The sequence below is a fragment of the Paraburkholderia sp. SIMBA_027 genome (genome assembly GCF_046535315.1).
Classification (GTDB): domain Bacteria; phylum Pseudomonadota; class Gammaproteobacteria; order Burkholderiales; family Burkholderiaceae; genus Paraburkholderia; species Paraburkholderia tropica.
This window is the reverse complement of record NZ_JAWRWY010000005.1, coordinates 41690-58770: the sequence shown is the minus strand read 5'-3', so window position 1 is coordinate 58770 and position 17081 is coordinate 41690. Positions and strand designations below refer to the sequence as shown.

15 protein-coding genes are annotated in these 17081 nt (G+C 64.3%); 5 read left to right on the top strand and 10 right to left on the bottom strand.

Annotated features, from left to right (window positions below):
- Nucleotides 1-544: 544 nt before the first annotated feature.
- From SB764_RS10645 to SB764_RS10630, 4 genes are all read right to left on the bottom strand, one after another.
- Nucleotides 545-3541 (bottom strand): ribonucleoside-diphosphate reductase subunit alpha, encoded by a 2997-nt coding sequence (locus SB764_RS10645; RefSeq protein ID WP_110329529.1) that lies wholly within the window; start codon nt 3539-3541, stop codon nt 545-547.
- Nucleotides 3542-4116: 575 nt separating this feature from the next.
- A complete protein-coding gene (ampD, locus tag SB764_RS10640; protein ID WP_176081915.1) occupies nt 4117-4731 on the bottom strand; it encodes a 1,6-anhydro-N-acetylmuramyl-L-alanine amidase AmpD in 615 nt (204 codons plus the stop codon).
- A complete protein-coding gene (locus tag SB764_RS10635; RefSeq protein ID WP_110329528.1) occupies nt 4728-5090 on the bottom strand; it encodes a PP0621 family protein in 363 nt (120 codons plus the stop codon). The genes ampD and SB764_RS10635 overlap by 4 nt, the downstream gene beginning before the upstream one ends.
- Nucleotides 5091-5208: 118 nt before the next feature.
- On the bottom strand, nt 5209-6147 hold the full coding sequence (locus tag SB764_RS10630) for an inner membrane protein YpjD (protein WP_065060401.1): 939 nt from the start codon (nt 6145-6147) through the stop codon (nt 5209-5211).
- 126 nt (nt 6148-6273) lie between these two features.
- Here SB764_RS10630 and ffh point away from each other — a divergent pair, with 126 nt between their 5' ends.
- Both ffh and SB764_RS10620 read left to right on the top strand, forming a co-directional pair.
- Entirely contained in the window at nt 6274-7641 is a 1368-nt protein-coding gene (gene ffh / locus SB764_RS10625) for a signal recognition particle protein (RefSeq protein ID WP_065060402.1), read from the top strand.
- 157 nt (nt 7642-7798) lie between these two features.
- On the top strand, nt 7799-8350 hold the full coding sequence (locus SB764_RS10620; RefSeq protein ID WP_065060403.1) for a hypoxanthine-guanine phosphoribosyltransferase: 552 nt from the start codon (nt 7799-7801) through the stop codon (nt 8348-8350).
- A 76-nt stretch (nt 8351-8426) separates the two neighbouring features.
- Here SB764_RS10620 and SB764_RS10615 read toward each other — a convergent pair whose 3' ends face one another.
- Nucleotides 8427-9026, bottom strand: coding sequence for a MarC family protein (locus SB764_RS10615; protein ID WP_065060404.1), 600 nt, complete (start codon nt 9024-9026; stop codon nt 8427-8429).
- A gap of 41 nt (nt 9027-9067) precedes the next feature.
- Nucleotides 9068-10822, bottom strand: coding sequence for a proline--tRNA ligase (locus SB764_RS10610; protein ID WP_321905996.1), 1755 nt, complete (start codon nt 10820-10822; stop codon nt 9068-9070).
- A gap of 250 nt (nt 10823-11072) precedes the next feature.
- On the opposite strand from SB764_RS10610, the gene SB764_RS10605 reads away from it, so the two are divergent.
- Both SB764_RS10605 and SB764_RS10600 read left to right on the top strand, forming a co-directional pair.
- On the top strand, nt 11073-11756 hold the full coding sequence (locus tag SB764_RS10605; protein WP_065060406.1) for an RNA pyrophosphohydrolase: 684 nt from the start codon (nt 11073-11075) through the stop codon (nt 11754-11756).
- A 159-nt stretch (nt 11757-11915) separates the two neighbouring features.
- The gene (locus SB764_RS10600; RefSeq protein ID WP_410863514.1) at nt 11916-12479 is read left to right on the top strand and encodes a CNP1-like family protein; all 564 of its coding nucleotides are present in this window, start codon (nt 11916-11918) and stop codon (nt 12477-12479) included.
- 91 nt (nt 12480-12570) lie between these two features.
- Here the strand turns inward: SB764_RS10600 and proB are convergent, their stop codons facing one another.
- From proB to rplU, 4 genes are all read right to left on the bottom strand, one after another.
- Nucleotides 12571-13689, bottom strand: coding sequence for a glutamate 5-kinase (gene proB / locus SB764_RS10595; protein ID WP_065060408.1), 1119 nt, complete (start codon nt 13687-13689; stop codon nt 12571-12573).
- A 102-nt stretch (nt 13690-13791) separates the two neighbouring features.
- Nucleotides 13792-14901 carry an Obg family GTPase CgtA gene (gene cgtA, locus SB764_RS10590; protein WP_110329526.1) on the bottom strand — a complete coding sequence of 370 codons (1110 nt, stop codon included), beginning with the start codon at nt 14899-14901 and terminating at the stop codon, nt 13792-13794.
- Nucleotides 14902-15134: 233 nt separating this feature from the next.
- Entirely contained in the window at nt 15135-15398 is a 264-nt protein-coding gene (gene rpmA, locus SB764_RS10585; protein ID WP_065060410.1) for a 50S ribosomal protein L27, read from the bottom strand.
- 26 nt (nt 15399-15424) lie between these two features.
- The gene (rplU, locus tag SB764_RS10580) at nt 15425-15736 is read right to left on the bottom strand and encodes a 50S ribosomal protein L21 (protein WP_065060411.1); all 312 of its coding nucleotides are present in this window, start codon (nt 15734-15736) and stop codon (nt 15425-15427) included.
- Nucleotides 15737-16053: 317 nt separating this feature from the next.
- Between rplU and SB764_RS10575 the strand changes: the two genes are divergently transcribed.
- Nucleotides 16054-17046 carry a polyprenyl synthetase family protein gene (locus SB764_RS10575; RefSeq protein WP_065060412.1) on the top strand — a complete coding sequence of 331 codons (993 nt, stop codon included), beginning with the start codon at nt 16054-16056 and terminating at the stop codon, nt 17044-17046.
- Nucleotides 17047-17081 lie beyond the last annotated feature (35 nt).

The window sequence follows — 17081 nt, the reverse complement described above, 5'->3', positions numbered from 1 at the left end:
TGTCATCGCATCGTGTCGATCGCGGCGTGTGAGCGGTGCGGATGCATCGCGTATTCGTCGCTCGAACATCGCACGCGCGATTGGCTTCGAGGGTCTTCGCGACATCGAGAGCGTGTGTGAAAACGTGGTTCGCCGCGCGCGCTTCGCATCGTGTTCACGATGCTTTCGACTGCGTGCTGCGAACGTGCTTCACGACTCGCTCGCTGCTGCTTCGACAGACCTGCAACTGCGTTGCGGGCATCGCTGCCTGCGTGGATCTGTCGTTCGCTGCGCCGCGCGCTGCGTTCTGGCTCGCGCGACCTGTTTCGCGTTCAGGCGAAACCCCAGGGAATCCTGAAGCCTTTTTTCCACCGCCTGAACCTGGCGACGCGCATTGCGCGCGCCGCGTCTGCATCTTCTATCTGTATCGACTTGCATCGACGACGGCATCGACTACTGTTTACTGTCTGTACTCGCTGCACGCCGCCGACTCATTCCGTCGATGCACTGCGTGTGACGCGTGACGCGTGGCAGCACCGTTGCGCTGCCGCCACGCACATCGCGATTACTGGCAAGCCTCGCACTCTTCGAAGCCCGCATCGCCCGGACGCATCATGCACACCGGACCTTCTGCTTCGGGCGCCGCTTCGACAGCGGCTTCAGGCGCTGCCGCCTGCATCACCGTCGAACCGCCGTTGCCGCCGGCCGCGCCGAAACCCGCACCGCCGTTCGCGCCGCCTGCTGCACCGCCGCCGTTCGAACCGCCCGTCGGCACTGCGTTCAGCGCGCCGTGCGCAACCGTCGACTTCTCGACGTGCGTCGCCGCCATCGTGCGCAGGTAGTACGTCGTCTTCAGGCCGCGCACCCATGCGAGCTTGTAGATCTCGTCGAGCTTCTTGCCCGATGCGCCCGCCATGAAGATGTTCAGCGACTGCGCCTGGTCGATCCACTTCTGACGACGCGACGCCGCTTCGACGAGCCACGTCGGATCGACTTCGAACGCCGTCGCGTAGACCGCGCGCAGGTCGGCCGGCACACGGTCGATGCGCGAGAGCATGCCGTCGAAGTACTTCAGGTCGGCGACCATGACTTCGTCCCACAGGCCGCGCGACTTCAGGTCACGCACGAGGTAGTCGTTCACCACCGTGAATTCGCCCGAGAGGTTCGACTTCACGTAGAGGTTCTGGAACGTCGGCTCGATACACGGCGACACGCCGATGATGTTCGAGATCGTCGCGGTCGGCGCGATCGCGATGCAGTTCGAATTGCGCATGCCGTGCGTCGCGATGCGCTCGCGCAGCGACGTCCAGTCCATCGATTCGCTCGTGTCGACTTCGACGTAACCGCCGCGTGCTTCCTCGAGCAGCTTGAGCGTGTCTTGCGGGAGGATGCCGCGATCCCACAGCGAGCCGCGGTAGGTCGAGTAGCGGCCGCGCTCGGCTGCCAGCTCCGTCGACGCCCAGTACGCGTAGTAGCAGACGGCTTCCATCGAGCGGTCGGCGAACTCCACGGCTTCCTGGGAAGCAAACGGCGTGCGCAGAACGTGCAGGCAGTCCTGGAAGCCCATGATGCCCATGCCCACCGGACGGTGCTTCAGGTTCGAGTTGCGCGCCTTCGACACCGCGTAGTAGTTGATGTCGATGACGTTGTCGAGCATGCGCATTGCGACGCTGATGGTGCGCTTGAGCTTCTCGTGGTCGAGCGCGAACGTGCCGTCGGCCTGTTCGATCATGTGCGCGACGAGGTTCACCGAGCCCAGGTTACAGACGGCGATTTCGCTGTCGCTGGTGTTCAGCGTGATTTCCGTGCACAGGTTCGACGAGTGGACGACGCCCACGTGCTGCTGCGGCGAGCGGACGTTGCACGGATCCTTGAACGTGATCCACGGGTGGCCCGTTTCAAACAGCATGCCCAGCATCTTGCGCCACAGTTGCGCAGCCGGCAGCTTCTTGAACAGCTTGATCTCGCCGCGTGCGGCCTTCTCTTCGTAAGCGACGTAAGCCTTTTCGAATTCCGCGCCGAACAGGTCGTGCAGATCCGGGCAGGTCGACGGCGAGAACAGCGTCCAGTCACCGCCTTCCATCACGCGCTTCATGAACAGATCGGGAATCCAGTTCGCCGTGTTCATGTCGTGGGTGCGGCGGCGATCGTCGCCGGTGTTCTTGCGCAGCTCGAGGAATTCTTCGATGTCCAGGTGCCACGATTCCAGGTACGCGCAGACCGCGCCCTTGCGCTTGCCGCCCTGGTTCACCGCGACAGCCGTGTCGTTCACGACCTTCAGGAACGGGACCACGCCTTGCGACTTGCCGTTCGTGCCCTTGATGTGCGAACCGAGTGCACGCACGCGCGTCCAGTCGTTGCCCAGACCGCCCGCGAACTTCGAGAGCAGCGCGTTGTCCTTCAGCGCTTCGTAGATGCCGTCGAGGTCGTCGGCGACCGTCGTCAGGTAGCACGACGAGAGCTGCGAGCGGTGCGTGCCCGAGTTGAACAGCGTCGGCGTCGACGACATGAAGTCGAACGACGAGAGCACGTTGTAGAACTCGATCGCGCGCGCTTCACGGTCGATCTCGTTGAGCGACAGGCCCATCGCGACGCGCATGAAGAATGCCTGCGGCATTTCGATGCGCGTGCCGTGCACGTGCAGGAAGTAGCGGTCGTACAGCGTCTGCAGGCCGAGGTAGCCGAACTGCAGATCGCGGTTCGCGTTCAGCGCATTGCCCAGACGCTTGAGGTCGAACTGCTGGAGCTTGTCGTCGAGCAGGCCGGCTTCGACGCCGCGCTTGATGAACTGCGGGAAGTAGTCGGCGTAACGCACGGCCATTTCGGCTTGCGTGACTTCTTCTTCCAGAATTTCGCGACGGATCGTGTGCAGCAGAATGCGCGACGTGACCTGGCTGTACGCCGGGTCCTTTTCGATCATCGTGCGTGCGGCCAGGATGGCGGAGTCGTAGACCTGCGTCATCGGCACGCCGTCGTACAGGTTCTTCACCGTTTCCGCGACGATCGGGTCGGCGTTCACGGCGTCGCCCAGACCTTCGCAGGACGAGACGATCAGCGCGCGCAGTGCGTGCATGTCGAGCGGACGCGTCACGCCGTTGTCGGTGACGTTGATGCCAGGCGCTGCGGGCGCTGCCGTTTCCGGCGCGTGCGCGCGTTCCTGGTTGCGCTTCTCGCGATACAGCACGTAGGCGCGCGCGACGTTGTGCTCGCCGCCGCGCATCAGCGCGAGTTCGACCTGATCCTGAATGTCTTCGATGTGGAACGTGCCGCCGTTCGGGCGGCTGCGCACCAGCGCGCGCACCACGTTCTGCGTGAGCTGTTCGACGAGTTCGCGAACACGCGCCGACGCCGCGCCCTGCCCGCCATTGACGGCCAGGAACGCCTTGGTCATCGCGATGGCGATCTTCGACGGCTCGAAGCCCACGACACTGCCGTTACGGCGAATGATCTTGTGGTCGGCGAACTGCGTCGCGCTGACCTGGCCGTCCTGCGGCTGACCACCCAGCGTGTGCGCGGCGGGCGCGCCTTCATACCGGGTCGAGACGTTATCGGTCGTTTGCATGTGCAAAGCTCCTGGTCCTGGAAATATGCGAAGGATTTCGCGAATTAATACGGGCGCCGCGCCCCCGTGTGCGCGGACGAATGGGCGGAGACAAAAAGCCAGCCTGGCGAGGCTGCCGGATGCGGCAATGCTGATGAACCACACAGCGTGACGGTCTTCATCGTGGATGCCGCGATCATTGGCTGTACCTTTTCTCTCGATTACAGCCGGTGCGCCGGTTCTCGCCCGACTGCACCGCACAAAGTTCTTTTCCTATGCCGCTAATGCGTGCGGCGCCGTGCTCGGAGAGCGGGGCGCCGCGGAACAACACAACATATGGTGTAAAGCCGTGCTTCGGGTACGAAGTATAGTGGAACTTGCCGGACGTGCAACGGCTAAATTTCACGGCGGGTGTATTGACAAAGGAGGCTCTGGCGCGAAGCCCAGACGGCGCGGGCATTCGGGCCAAACGCAAGTTTCTCCGCGCCAGAAAGTCCGTACGCGACGCAGCGGTTAGCGCATCGCCGGCACTTCCTGGTTAGTTGCGCTTTGGTGCGTCAAGACGACGCTGCGATGCCCGTGACGCCGGTAACACGTCAGGTCCGCGCGTGCAGATAGGGAAAGAACGTGTCGCCCAGTTGCGTCTCGCGCTGCAAACGCGCCCAGTCGAAATGCGGACCGGGGTCGGTCTTGCGGCCCGGCGCGATGTCCGAGTGCCCGGCGAGCGCGTCGATCGGATAGCGCGCCGCGATCGCGCGCACGAGCGGCGCGAGCGTGGCGTATTGCGCGGGTTCGAACGGCTGCGTATCGCTGCCTTCGAGTTCGATGCCGATAGAAAAGTCGTTGCAACGCTCGCGGCCGAAGAAGCTGGAGAGGCCCGCGTGCCACGCGCGCTCGTCGCACGAAACGAATTGCTCGAGCGTGCCGTTACGATGAATCACGAAATGCGCCGAGACCCGCACGCCGCGCAGATACGTATCGAAGTACGGATGCGCATCGCAATCGAGGCGATTGAGGAACAGGTCGGCGATCTCGGGACCGCCGAACGTGTCGGGCGGCAGACTGATGTTGTGCACGACGATGAGCGTCGGCGTCGCGCCGTCCGGACGCGCTTCGAAATTCGGCGACGCCAGGCGCTGCGCGCCATCGGCCCAACCTTGCGCATCGATCGAGAACACAGACGAAGCCGCAGACTGCGCGTGACGACTCATCGCGCCGCGCGGTCCTGGCCGGACTTGCGCGCATCGTAGACACGCGCGTGTTCGGCGCTGCAGAACGACTGCGCGCCCACATTCACCGACTCGCTGCGCGGCGCGTGCACGCCGCACTCGGCGCAACGCACCATCGGCTCGGGCAACGCGCCCTGGCCGTTCCCACGCCTGGCACCCGCGGCGCCAGCGGCACCGTTCGAACCTTGCGCGCCGTTCGTGCCTTGCGTGCCGAACGGACCCGTCTGACGCGGATCGGCGCCCGTCCGTGACTGCGGCGATTGCGTCTGCGCACGGCGCAGCGCCTTGACGAACCACTGCCCGACGACGAACAGCAGAATCAGAAGAAAAATCTGTCTCATGGAATCAGTCTGGTTTCAGTGCGCCGCTCCGTGCACGACCCGCGTGCAATAACGGACAGGCGCGGCAACGAAAACACAACGGAACACATCGAAGCGCATTGAAGCACCTCGGCCGCGATCAAACGACCGGCCGATGCAGCAGCACCTCGAACACAAAACGGCTGCCCACATACGCGAGCAACAGCGCGACGAACGACGCGATCACCCAGCGCAGCGCCGAGCGTCCGCGCCAGCCGGAAATCTTGCGCGCGGTGAGCAGCGCGCCGAACATCAGCCACGACAGGAACGCGAACACCGTCTTGTGATCGAGCGACAGCGGACGGTCGATCAACTGCTCGCTGAACACGATGCCCGAAACGAGCGTGGCCGTGAGCAGCACGAAGCCCGCGCCGATCAGACGGAACAGCAGCTTCTCCATTGTGAGCAGCGGCGGCAGCGTCTCGATCCAGTTCGACAGCCAGCCGCCGCCTTTGTTGCCGGCGTTGCGCTGGAAGCCCGCGCCCTTGAGCGCGTGCAGACGACGCTCGACGGCGAGCATCAGCACGGCGTGCAGCGCGGCGATCGCGAACAGCCCGTAAGCGACGTTGGCGATGACGAAATGCAGCTTGAACATCGGCGCCGCGGCGTAAGGCAGCACGCGCACGCCGCCGAACACGAGCGGCAGGATGGCGGCGACGGCCGCGAGCGGCAGCAGCAACAGACGCAGGCCGTCGAGCGCGAAGAAAAAGCTCTCGATCCAGTAGATCACCGCGCCGAGCCAGAACATCGCCGACAACGCAAACGCGAAGCCGAAGATCATCTCGTGGGCGGGGAAGATCGTCATGTGCAGCAGCACGCCGTGCGCCGCGAGCGCGACGAACAGCAGCGAGCGCGACAGCGCGCCGAAGCTGCGCGGGCGCGCGCCCGGTTCGCCGGCGTCGCGCGGGCCGAGCGCGACCGGAACCGGCGGCACGCTGCCGAGGAGCGGCGGCGCGCCGGCGCGCCGCAGTGCATGCCAGTCGGCGGCACACAATCCGCCGTACAGGAGCACGGTGAGGGCATACAGTACAATATCCATGTTCGAAGTTTACTATAGGCCCCCTTTCCACGACGCAGCGTAACAAAGCGGCGACGGAACCCGGCAATTTGCCGCATTCCCGTGCCACGCGCGACGTTCGGGAGCCGCACTGCTCACCGCCTCCCCATGCTCGACAATCTTACTCAACGGATGGCGCGCGTCGTCAAGACGCTGCGCGGCGAAGCCCGGCTGACCGAAGCCAATACGCAGGACATGCTGCGCGAGGTGCGTCTCGCGCTGCTGGAAGCGGACGTGGCGCTGCCCGTCGTGCGCGAATTCATCGCCAAGGTGAAGGAAAAGGCGCTCGGCGAGGAAGTGATCAGCAGCCTGTCGCCGGGCCAGGCGCTCGTCGGCGTGGTGCAGCGCGAGCTGACCGCCGTGATCGGCGGCGACTACGAAGGCAAGGCCGCCGAGCTGAACCTGAATGTCACGCCGCCCGCCGTCATCCTCATGGCCGGCTTGCAGGGCGCGGGTAAAACCACCACGACCGGCAAGCTCGCCAAGCTGCTGCGCGAGAAGTACAAAAAGAAGGTCCTGACCGTTTCGTGCGACGTTTACCGCCCCGCTGCTATCGCGCAGCTGAAGACGGTGACGGAACAGGTCGGCGCCGACTTCTTCCCCTCGCAGCCGGATCAGAAGCCCGTCGAGATCGCCGCTGCCGCGGTCGACTGGGCCAAGCGCCATTATCACGACGTGCTGCTCGTCGACACGGCCGGCCGCCTCGGTATCGACGAGGCGATGATGAACGAGATCAGCGCACTGCACAGCTCGCTCAAGCCCGCTGAAACGCTGTTCGTGGTCGACGCCATGCTCGGTCAGGACGCGGTCAACACCGCGAAGGCGTTCAACGACGCCCTGCCGCTCACCGGCGTCGTGCTCACCAAGCTCGACGGCGACTCGCGCGGCGGCGCGGCGCTTTCCGTGCGTCACATCACCGGCAAGCCGATCAAGTTCGTCGGCGTCGCGGAAAAGCTCGACGGCCTGGAAGTGTTCCACCCCGACCGCATGGCCAACCGTATTCTCGGCATGGGCGACATTCTCGCCCTCGTCGAGGAAGCGCAGCGCGGCGTGGACGTGCAAGCCGCGCAGAAGCTCGCCGACAAGGTCAAGAAGGGCGGCGACTTCGACCTGAACGATTTCCGCGCGCAGCTTTCGCAGATGAAGAAGATGGGCGGCCTGTCGTCGCTCATGGACAAGCTGCCCGCGCAATTCCAGCAGGCCGCGTCGGGCGCCGACATGGGCGTCGCCGAAAAGCAGATGCGCCGCATGGAAGGCATCATCAATTCGATGACCGCGCAGGAACGCGCCAAGCCGGATCTGATCAAGGCCACGCGCAAGCGCCGCATCGCTGCGGGCGCGGGCGTGCAGGTTCAGGAAGTCAATCGCCTGCTGAACCAGTACGACCAGATGCGCACCATGATGAAGAAGTTGAAGGGCGGCAATCTGCAGAAGATGATGCGCGGCATGAAGGGCATGATGCCCGGCATGCGCTGATCGAATCGACCTGATTGGCGGGCCGCGCGGCGCATTGCGCGTGCGGCCCAACACGACGCGGCGCGCGAGCTGGACATGGTAGCGCGGGTTTTTGCTGTAGCGCGCGCCGTCGTTATTTTCCACACTGAATAGCTACAGCCACTGCCCCGCCAGAGTCATGAATCGCGAAGAAGCCCTCCATATTTTCCGCCACTCCGAAGAGATCGTTTCGGAGAGCGATGTCAATGCGTCGATCGGCCGGATGGCCGAAGCCATTCGCGCCGATATCAGCGAGGACTTCCCGCTCGTGCTGTCGGTGATGGGCGGCGCGGCCGTATTCACCGGCATGCTGCTGCCGCACCTCGACTTCCCGCTCGAATTCGACTACATCCACCTCACCCGCTACCGCAACGCCATCAAGGGCAGCGCGGAAATGCAGTGGCGCGTGGCGCCGCGCGAGTCGGTGAAGGACCGCGTCGTGATCGTGCTCGACGACATCCTCGATGAAGGCGAGACCATGGCCGCGATCCGCGACCGCATCATGGACATGGGCGCGAAGCGTTTCCTCTCGGCCGTGCTGTGCGAGAAGATCATTCCGAAGGCCAAGCCGCTGCATCCGGACTACTGCGGCTTTTCGGTGCCGGACCGCTACGTGTTCGGCTGCGGCATGGACGCCAAGGGTTACTGGCGCAATCTGCCGACGATTCGCGCGCTGACCGAAGGCGCGTAAGTCCGGCACGAGCCGATAAAAAAAGCCGCTTCGAACGAAGCGGCTTTTTTGTTTGCGTCGACGCCTGCGCGCGGCGTCAGAGGTGATGCACGAACGCGGCGATGCCCGCGAGAATCATCTCCACCGAAATCGCCACGAGCACGAGGCCCATCAGGCGCTCGAAGGCCGTCACCACGCGCTCGCCGAGCAATTGCTGGATGCGCTCGGCGAGCACCAGCACGATCGCGCAGATCGCCATCGTCACGATCAGCGCGCCGATCCACTCGAACAGTTTGCCCGGCGCCTGCGACGTGAGCAGCATGACCGTGGCGAGCGCCGACGGTCCCGCGAGCGCGGGAATCGCAAGCGGCACGATGAGCGGCTCGCCGCCCTTGTCGCCCGCGCCGAACGGACCGCCCGGATGCGGAAAGATCATGCGCAGCGCGATCAGGAACAGCACGATGCCGCCGCCGATGCGCAGCGACGTGTCCGTGAGCCCCATCATGCGCAGGAAGCCGTTGCCGGCCACCATGAACACAAGCAGGATCACGAACGCGATCGCGACTTCGCGCAGGATCACGATCGCCCGGCGCTCCCGCGCCACACCGCGCAGACAGCCGATGAAGAGCGGAATGTTGCCGAGCGGATCGGTGATCAGCAGCAGCAGGACCGTCGCGGACAGGAAACTGTATTCCACGCTCGCGGCGCTCCTTTAGCCGAGACGAGAAACGGCGCGCATCACACTGCCAGCGCGGCGGCGATCTTCTGCGCCACCGTCTGCGCGGCTTCTTCGGCCGGCAGCAGCGTCGCTTCGGTGTCGCGGCGGCCTTGATACTCGATCTTGCCGTCCTTCAGACCACGATCGCCGATCACGAGACGATGCGGCACGCCGATCAGTTCCCAGTCGGCGAACATCACGCCCGGACGCTCGCCGCGGTCGTCGAGAATCACGTCCACGCCTGCCGCGACCAGCTCGTTGTAGACGCGCTCGGCGTGCTCGCGCACGAGTTCGCTGCGGTCCAGGCCCATCGGGCACACGACCACCTGGAACGGAGCGATCGATTCCGGCCAGATGATGCCCTTGTCGTCGAAGTTCTGCTCGATCGCGGCGCCCAGGATACGCGTGATGCCGATGCCGTAGCAGCCCATCTGCATCGGCGCGGGCTTGCCGTTTTCGGCGAGGTACGTGGCGCTCATCGCTTCCGAGTACTTGGTGCCGAGCTGGAACACGTGGCCCACTTCGATGCCGCGGCAGATGTCGAGCACGCCCTTGCCGTCCGGCGACGGATCGCCCTTCTGCACGTTGCGGATGTCGGCGACGACCGGCTCCGGCAGATCGCGGCCCCAGTTCACGCCCGTGGTGTGGAAGTCCACTTCGTTCGAACCCACGACGAAGTCGCTCATGTTCGCGACCGTCGAGTCGGCGACCACCTTCACGGGCTTCTTCGTGTTGAGCGGACCGAGGTAGCCCGGCGGCGTGCCGAACCACTCGACGATCTCGGCTTCGGTCGCGAAGCGGAAACCCTTCAGGCCTTCGAGCTTGCCGACCTTGATCTCGTTGAGCGAGTGGTCGCCGCGCAGCATCAGCAGCCAGATGGTGGGTTCGGTGGGTTCGGTGGGTTCGGCGCCTTCGTTGTCCGTGGCCAGCACGATCGACTTGATGGTGCGTTCGAGCGGGATGCCGAGCAGTTCGGCCACGGCCTCGCACTTCGCCGCGCCGGGCGTCGAGGTCTTCGTGAGCGCTTCGCTTGCCGCGGCGCGCGAGGCGATCAGCGGCAGCGCGTCGGTGGCTTCGACGTTCGCGGCGAATTCCGAGCTCGGGCAGTAGGCGATGTCGTCTTCGCCGGTTTCCGCGATCACGTGGAATTCGTGCGAGCCGCTGCCGCCGATCGAGCCGTTGTCGGCCACGACCGCGCGGAAATCGAGACCGAGGCGCGTGAAGATGCGCACGTAGGCGTCGTACATCTTCTGGTACGAGAGCTTCAGGCCGTCGACGTCCTTATCGAACGAGTACGCGTCCTTCATGATGAATTCGCGGCCGCGCATCACGCCGAAGCGGGGACGGATTTCGTCGCGGAACTTCGTCTGCACCTGGTAGAAGTTCACCGGCAGCTGGCGATAGCTCTTGATCTGATTGCGCGCGATGTCGGTGACGACTTCCTCGTGCGTCGGCCCCATCACGAAATCGCTCTGCTTGCGATCCTTGAAGCGCAGCAGTTCTGGCCCGTATTGTTCCCAGCGACCCGATTCCTGCCACAGTTCGGCCGGCTGCACCGCCGGCATCAGCAGTTCGATGGCGCCCGCGCGGTTCATTTCCTCGCGCACGATCTGCTCGACCTTGCGGATCGAGCGCAGACCAATCGGCAGATAGTTGTAGATGCCGCCCGCGACGCGACGGATCATGCCCGCGCGGACCATCAACTTGTGGCTGACGATTTCGGCGTCAGCCGGCGCTTCCTTCAGGGTGCCGATAAAGAAACGGGAGGCTTTCATTCAGATTTTCCAAAAGCGGCGGCCAGTGCGGACCGCCCGAAGAGAGACCAACGGTGGAGTTCAGGAAACCGCCATTATGACAACACGCCGTGCGCCGCACCGATGACGCCCGCCAGGTCCGGCGCCGATCGCGCCGCCGGGCGCTTTTGCGCATACGCGGCAAATCGGTCCGATATTCTGGCCGTCGGGTGCGTGAGGACCGTTATCTGTTTATAATCAAAGCAATTTTAAAGGATTCGAAGGTGGTTGTATGCTGGATCGTGAGGGGTTTCGCCCGAACGTCGGCATCATCCTCTTGAACGCGCGAAACGAGGTGTTTTGGGGCAAGCGGGTTCGCGAACATTCCTGGCAGTTTCCGCAAGGGGGCATCAAGTATGGTGAAACCCCCATGCAGGCAATGTTTCGGGAGTTGCACGAAGAAACCGGTTTGCATCCGGAGCACGTCAAGATCGTCGGTCGCACGCGCGACTGGTTGCGTTATGAGGTGCCGGACAAGTTCATCAAGCGCGAAGTGCGCGGCCATTATCGCGGTCAGAAACAGATCTGGTTTCTGCTGCGCATGGTCGGGCGCGACTGCGATATCTGCCTGCGGGCAACGGAGCATCCCGAGTTCGATGCGTGGCGCTGGAACGAGTACTGGGTGCCGCTCGAAGCGGTCATCGAGTTCAAGCGCGACGTCTATCAACTGGCGCTGACCGAGCTTTCGCGTTTTCTGCGGCGGCCTGCGGCGCCGCGTGTGGAACGCAGCGCCGGCTCGCACGGGCATGGGCACGAGGTGCGCTATCCGCGCATCGTGACGTCGGCGCACGCCCAGGCGGTGCAGATCGAACCCGCGTTCATCGAGGGCGAGGTGGTCGAAGTGCGCACGGTGCTGGAAAGCGACTGCGGTACGGCGGGGAGTATGATCGAGCCTGCGCCGGACGAGCACGAGTAACACGAGTCAGCCAGGTTACGTCTCGTGGCGGCGCACTGAACGCCCGGAGCGGCCTCGTCCGCGCTGCGTATGCGAATACGCGGCGCGACCTCGGCCGGTCCGCATTCGCGGCGCCGCGCATTCGTGCGCCCAGCGCCGGAGCATCGAAGGAAAACCAATTTGAAACGAATTGCTCTTGCCGCAGCGTGCGCTGCGGCCTCAAGTAGCGTCCTGCTGGCCGGTTGCGGCAGTTCCGCCCCCACCAACAAGGACGACAGCGCGTTCACGTATCTGCTCGACCGCAAAGGCACCTGGCAGGAGAACAAGGTCGAAAGCCTGCCGGCGCTGCCGCAGGCAGGCACGCAGTTGCTGCCGTTCGACGTGTCGAACAACACGCAGCTCAAATTCGCCGTCGATCCGGCCTCGCTCAGCGTGGGCAGCGACGGCGTGGTGCGCTACGCCATCGTCATCACGAGCCCGGGCGGCGCGCGCAACATCAACTACGAAGGCATTCGCTGCGACACCTACGAGTGGCGCCTCTACGCGAGCCTGAACGCCGACCACAACGGCTGGGATCAGACCGTTGCGAACGACTGGTCGCGCATCGAGAATGGCACGCTCAACGCGTATCACTCGGCGCTGTATCAGGACTACTTCTGCGCGAACAAGATGCCGATCGGCAAGGCCTCGACCATCATCGAGAACATCCGCTTCGGCCGCACGCAGTCGACGCTCGTGCGCTGATCGCGCGCCTCGTCAAACGGCGGCACAAAGAAAAAGCCGCAACGGTCGACGACCGCTGCGGCTTTTTTTGCGTCCTGACGTAGCCCGGCGCTCAGACCAGCACGAGATTGTCGCGATGGATCAGTTCGGGTTCGAGCATGTAGCCCAGCACGCTTTCGATCTCGGTGCTCGCATGGCGCTGGATGAGCTTGGTCTCAGCGCTGCTGTAGTTCGTGAGCCCGCGTGCGACCTCGCGGCCTTCGCCGTTCAGACACGCGATGACCTCGCCGCGCGCGAACGCACCTTGCACATCGGTCACGCCGATGGGCAGCAGGCTCTTGCCGTCGGCAGTGAGCTTCTGCGTCGCGCCGTCGTCGATCACCACATGGCCGCGCACCTGCAGGTGGTCGGCCATCCATTGCTTGCGTGCGGCCATGCGCGCAGTACGTGCGATGAGTTGCGTGCCGATCGCCTCGCCCGCGGCGAGCCGCACCAGCACCTGTTCCTCGCGACCGCTCGCGATCACCGTGTTCGCGCCGCTGTGCGCCGCGCGCTTGGCCGCCAGGATCTTGGTGAGCATGCCGCCTCGGCCGATGCTCGACCCCGCGCCGCCCGCCATCGCTTCGAGTTCGGGCTTGCCTGCGTCGGCTTCCTGCACGAGCGTGGCAGTCGGGTCCTTGCGCGGATCGGCCGTATAGAGACCGCTCTGATCGGTGAGGATGACGAGGGCGTCGCCTTCGATCAGGTTCGCCACGAGCGCGCCCAGCGTGTCGTTGTCGCCGAACTTGATTTCGTCGGTGACCACGGTGTCGTTCTCGTTGATGATCGGCACCACGCCCAGACGCAGCAGCGTGAGCAGCGTGGAACGCGCGTTCAGATAGCGCTCGCGGTCGGCGAGGTCGGCGTGCGTGAGCAGGATCTGCGCCGTGCGGATGTCGTGTTCGGAGAAACGGCTTTCGTAGACCTGCGCGAGCCCCATCTGCCCGACCGCCGCCGCTGCCTGCAGTTCGTCGATCTCACGCGGTCGCTTGCTCCAGCCGAGGCGTTGCATGCCCTCGGCAATCGCGCCCGAACTGACGAGCACGACTTCCTTGCCCTGCGCGCGCAGGGCCGCGATCTGCGCGGCCCAACGGCCGATGGCCGCATGATCGAGCCCACGGCCGTCGTTGGTGACGAGGCTCGAACCGACTTTCACTACCAGACGCCGGGAATCGGCGATGACGGAACGCATGCTGCGCGGTCTCCCAATTGACTTGATGACGCGTGAAGCAGCCGGCGCGGGTTGCGCGCCGGCGTGAACTGCGATGCTGCTGATACTGCGAACGACCGCGAATTACTCCTGCGGCTGCCCGGCTTCGGGCGCACCGCCCTCGCCGCCGCGGAAGCGCACGTCGGAGGCGAGATCTTCCGCTTCCTCGGCGCGACGCGCATCCGAATGCTCGGAGACGTAGTCGTAGATCGCGTAGCAAAGATTCTCGCAGCCCTGCCCCGTGAGTGCCGAAATCTCGAACACCGGGCCCTTCCACTCAAAACGCTCCACGAAGTCGGCGATGCGCGCAGCGCGCTCGTCTTCCGGCACCATGTCGAGCTTGTTGAGCACGAGCCAGCGCGGCTTGTCGTACAGCGTTTCGTCGTACTTGCGCAGTTCCTCGACGATGGCCTTCGCCTCCGCAACCGGGTCGACGCCCTCGTCGAACGGCGCCATGTCGACAAGATGCAGCAGCAGGTTCGTGCGCTGCAGATGGCGCAGGAACTGGTGACCGAGGCCCGCGCCTTCTGCCGCGCCTTCGATCAGGCCCGGAATGTCGGCGATCACGAAGCTCTTGCTCGGACCCACGCGCACCACGCCGAGGTTCGGCGCGAGCGTGGTGAAGGGGTAGTCGGCGATCTTCGGCTTCGCATTCGAGACCGAGGAAATGAACGTGGACTTGCCCGCGTTCGGCATGCCGAGCAGGCCGACGTCGGCCAGCACCTTCAGCTCGAGCTTGAGCATGCGGCGCTCGCCGGGCTTGCCGTCGGTCTTCTGACGCGGCGCGCGGTTCGTGGACGACTTGAAATGCAGGTTGCCGAGGCCGCCCGCGCCGCCCTTCGCGACCATGACGCGCTGGTCGTGCTCGGTGAGGTCGGCGATCAGCTCGCCCGTGTCCATGTCGCTGATTACCGTGCCGACCGGCATGCGCAGCGTGATGTCGTCGCCGCCCTTGCCGTAGCAGTCGGCGCCGCGGCCGTTTTCGCCGTTGCGCGCGAGGTGCTTCTTCGTATAGCGGTAGTCGATCAGCGTATTGATATTGCGATCGCCGACGGCGTAGACGCTGCCGCCTCGCCCGCCGTCGCCGCCGTCCGGCCCGCCGAACGGGACGAACTTCTCGCGCCGCATCGACGCGCTGCCATCGCCCCCATCGCCGGCGATGACTTCGATCTTCGCTTCGTCAATGAACTTCATGCGTTACTCCGTCCCGTACTCGGTGAGTGTCGTTATTTTGCCAACGTATTGTGCGCGCCGTCGCCGTACTTGCCCACCTGGCCGAATGGCCAGTGCAAACCGACAGGCGCCGGTCACGTCCGCCATGGGCGGATTGGCGATCTGGATCGGAACCCAGATAAATCAACAGATAAACAAAAGGCCCCGCAAACTTCGCGGGGCCTTCCTTGCGTCGATTGCGAGCGGACTAGAACTTAGGCCGCTGCCGGAACGACGTTGACCGTGTGCTTGTTCGCAGCGCCCTTGGTCGTGAACGCGACGTGGCCGTCGACCAGCGCGAAGAGCGTGTGGTCCTTGCCAATGCCGACGTTCAGGCCCGGGTGCATACGCGTACCGCGCTGGCGAACGATGATGCCGCCTGCGAGGATAGCCTGGCCGCCGAACACCTTAACGCCAAGTCGTTTCGACTCTGAGTCGCGGCCGTTACGTGACGACCCGCCTGCCTTTTTGTGTGCCATTTATTTGCTCCTTAACCGTCGTGCGCTTACGCGTTGATCGCGTCGATGCGCAGTTCGGTGTAGTTCTGGCGGTGGCCGCCATGCTTCTGGTAGTGCTTACGGCGACGCATCTTGAAGATGGTCACTTTTGCGTGACGACCTTGCGACACGACGGTGGCCTTGACGACAGCCCCACTGACCAGCGGCGTACCGAACTTAATCGATTCGCCTTCGCCCACTGCGAGAACCTGGTCGAGCGTGATTTCTGCGTCAATGTCAGCCGGTATCTGTTCTACTTTAAGTTTTTCGCCAACAGCAACCTTGTACTGCTTGCCGCCGGTTTTTATGACCGCGTACATTGAGAACCTCACTCTAAAATATCTTTTCAGACGCACTGCGCGCCCGAAACCCTAGATTATACATAGAGTTAGCTGCACGGTCAAAAGGTTTGACGCACGCATTGACAGGCCGCCGGAAACCCGCGTGAGCCGCTCCAGCCTTGTCTGAGCGCCGTTTGCGACAGCCGCCGGCCTCGCCCGGGCGTGCCGCCGCGCGCGGACCGAATAGAGGGAAGCATCGACGAAAGCGCGGTCAAATCCCTGGCCGGACGGCAGGGGAGCGTCCGGCATCTTGCCGATTCGCCTTATAATCCGCGGCACTACCCCTATTTGCCATCATGTCGTCCACTGCCACCCCCTCCCCCAGCGCAGCCACCCTGCTTGCCCCCATTGCCAGCGACATGGAGCAGGTAAACCGTGTCATCCGGCAGAGTCTGGCGTCCGAGGTGATGCTGATCAACCAGATCTCCGAGTACATCATCAGTGCGGGCGGCAAGCGGCTGCGTCCGGCGCTGCTGCTGCTCGTGGCCGGCGCGCTCGGCGACCGCGGTCCGCAGCGGCATACGCTCGCGGCAGTGGTCGAGTTCATCCACACGGCCACGCTGCTGCACGACGACGTAGTCGACGAATCGGACCTGCGGCGCGGCCGCCAGACGGCCAATGCGCTGTTCGGCAACGCGGCGAGCGTGCTGGTTGGCGACTATCTGTATTCGCGCTCGTTCGAGATGATGGTGGGCGTGGGCAAGATGCGCGTGATGGAAATCCTCTCGCAGGCCACCACGATCATTTCCGAAGGGGAAGTACTGCAACTCCTGAACATGCATGATGCCGACGTGGACACCACGCGCTACATGCAGGTGATCCGCTACAAGACGGCGAAGCTGTTCGAAGCGGCGGCGCAACTGGGCGCGGTGCTCTCGGGCGCCGACGCGCGTACGGAAGAAGCGGCAGCGGAATATGGTCGGCGCATCGGCACGGCATTCCAGATCATGGACGACTGGCTCGACTACACGGGCACGCCCGAATCGATGGGCAAGAACGCCGGCGACGACTTGCGCGAAGGCAAACCCACCCTGCCGCTGATCTGGCTGATCGAACACGGCACCGCGGCGGAAGCGGCACTCGCGCGCGAAGCCATCGAGCAAGGCGGCACCACGCGCTTCGACGAAATCTTCGCGGCCATCACGCGCTCGGGCGCGCTCGACCACACGCTGCAATGCGCGAAAGCAGAGGCTCAAGCAGCCGCAGATGCAATTTCGTCATTTCCCTCTTCCAATTACAAAGATAGCCTGCTAGAATTATGTTCTTACTCGACGACGCGCCAGTCTTGAACAAGACAAAGCAGCTCAGAGAGTTCTGGCAGTAA

Bases quoted from the DNA above. Each gene is read 5' to 3' on its own strand.
- SB764_RS10610 (WP_321905996.1), bottom strand. From the start codon at position 10,822: ATGAAAGCCTCCCGTTTCTTTATCGGCACCCTGAAGGAAGCGCCGGCT.
- ffh (WP_065060402.1), top strand. From the start codon at position 6,274: ATGCTCGACAATCTTACTCAACGGATGGCGCGCGTCGTCAAGACGCTG.
- ampD (WP_176081915.1), bottom strand. From the start codon at position 4,731: ATGAGTCGTCACGCGCAGTCTGCGGCTTCGTCTGTGTTCTCGATCGAT.
- rpmA (WP_065060410.1), bottom strand. From the start codon at position 15,398: ATGGCACACAAAAAGGCAGGCGGGTCGTCACGTAACGGCCGCGACTCA.
- rplU (WP_065060411.1), bottom strand. From the start codon at position 15,736: ATGTACGCGGTCATAAAAACCGGCGGCAAGCAGTACAAGGTTGCTGTT.
- cgtA (WP_110329526.1), bottom strand. From the start codon at position 14,901: ATGAAGTTCATTGACGAAGCGAAGATCGAAGTCATCGCCGGCGATGGG.
- proB (WP_065060408.1), bottom strand. From the start codon at position 13,689: ATGCGTTCCGTCATCGCCGATTCCCGGCGTCTGGTAGTGAAAGTCGGT.
- SB764_RS10575 (WP_065060412.1), top strand. From the start codon at position 16,054: ATGTCGTCCACTGCCACCCCCTCCCCCAGCGCAGCCACCCTGCTTGCC.
- SB764_RS10605 (WP_065060406.1), top strand. From the start codon at position 11,073: ATGCTGGATCGTGAGGGGTTTCGCCCGAACGTCGGCATCATCCTCTTG.
- SB764_RS10635 (WP_110329528.1), bottom strand. From the start codon at position 5,090: ATGAGACAGATTTTTCTTCTGATTCTGCTGTTCGTCGTCGGGCAGTGG.
- SB764_RS10620 (WP_065060403.1), top strand. From the start codon at position 7,799: ATGAATCGCGAAGAAGCCCTCCATATTTTCCGCCACTCCGAAGAGATC.
- SB764_RS10645 (WP_110329529.1), bottom strand. From the start codon at position 3,541: ATGCAAACGACCGATAACGTCTCGACCCGGTATGAAGGCGCGCCCGCC.
- SB764_RS10630 (WP_065060401.1), bottom strand. From the start codon at position 6,147: ATGGATATTGTACTGTATGCCCTCACCGTGCTCCTGTACGGCGGATTG.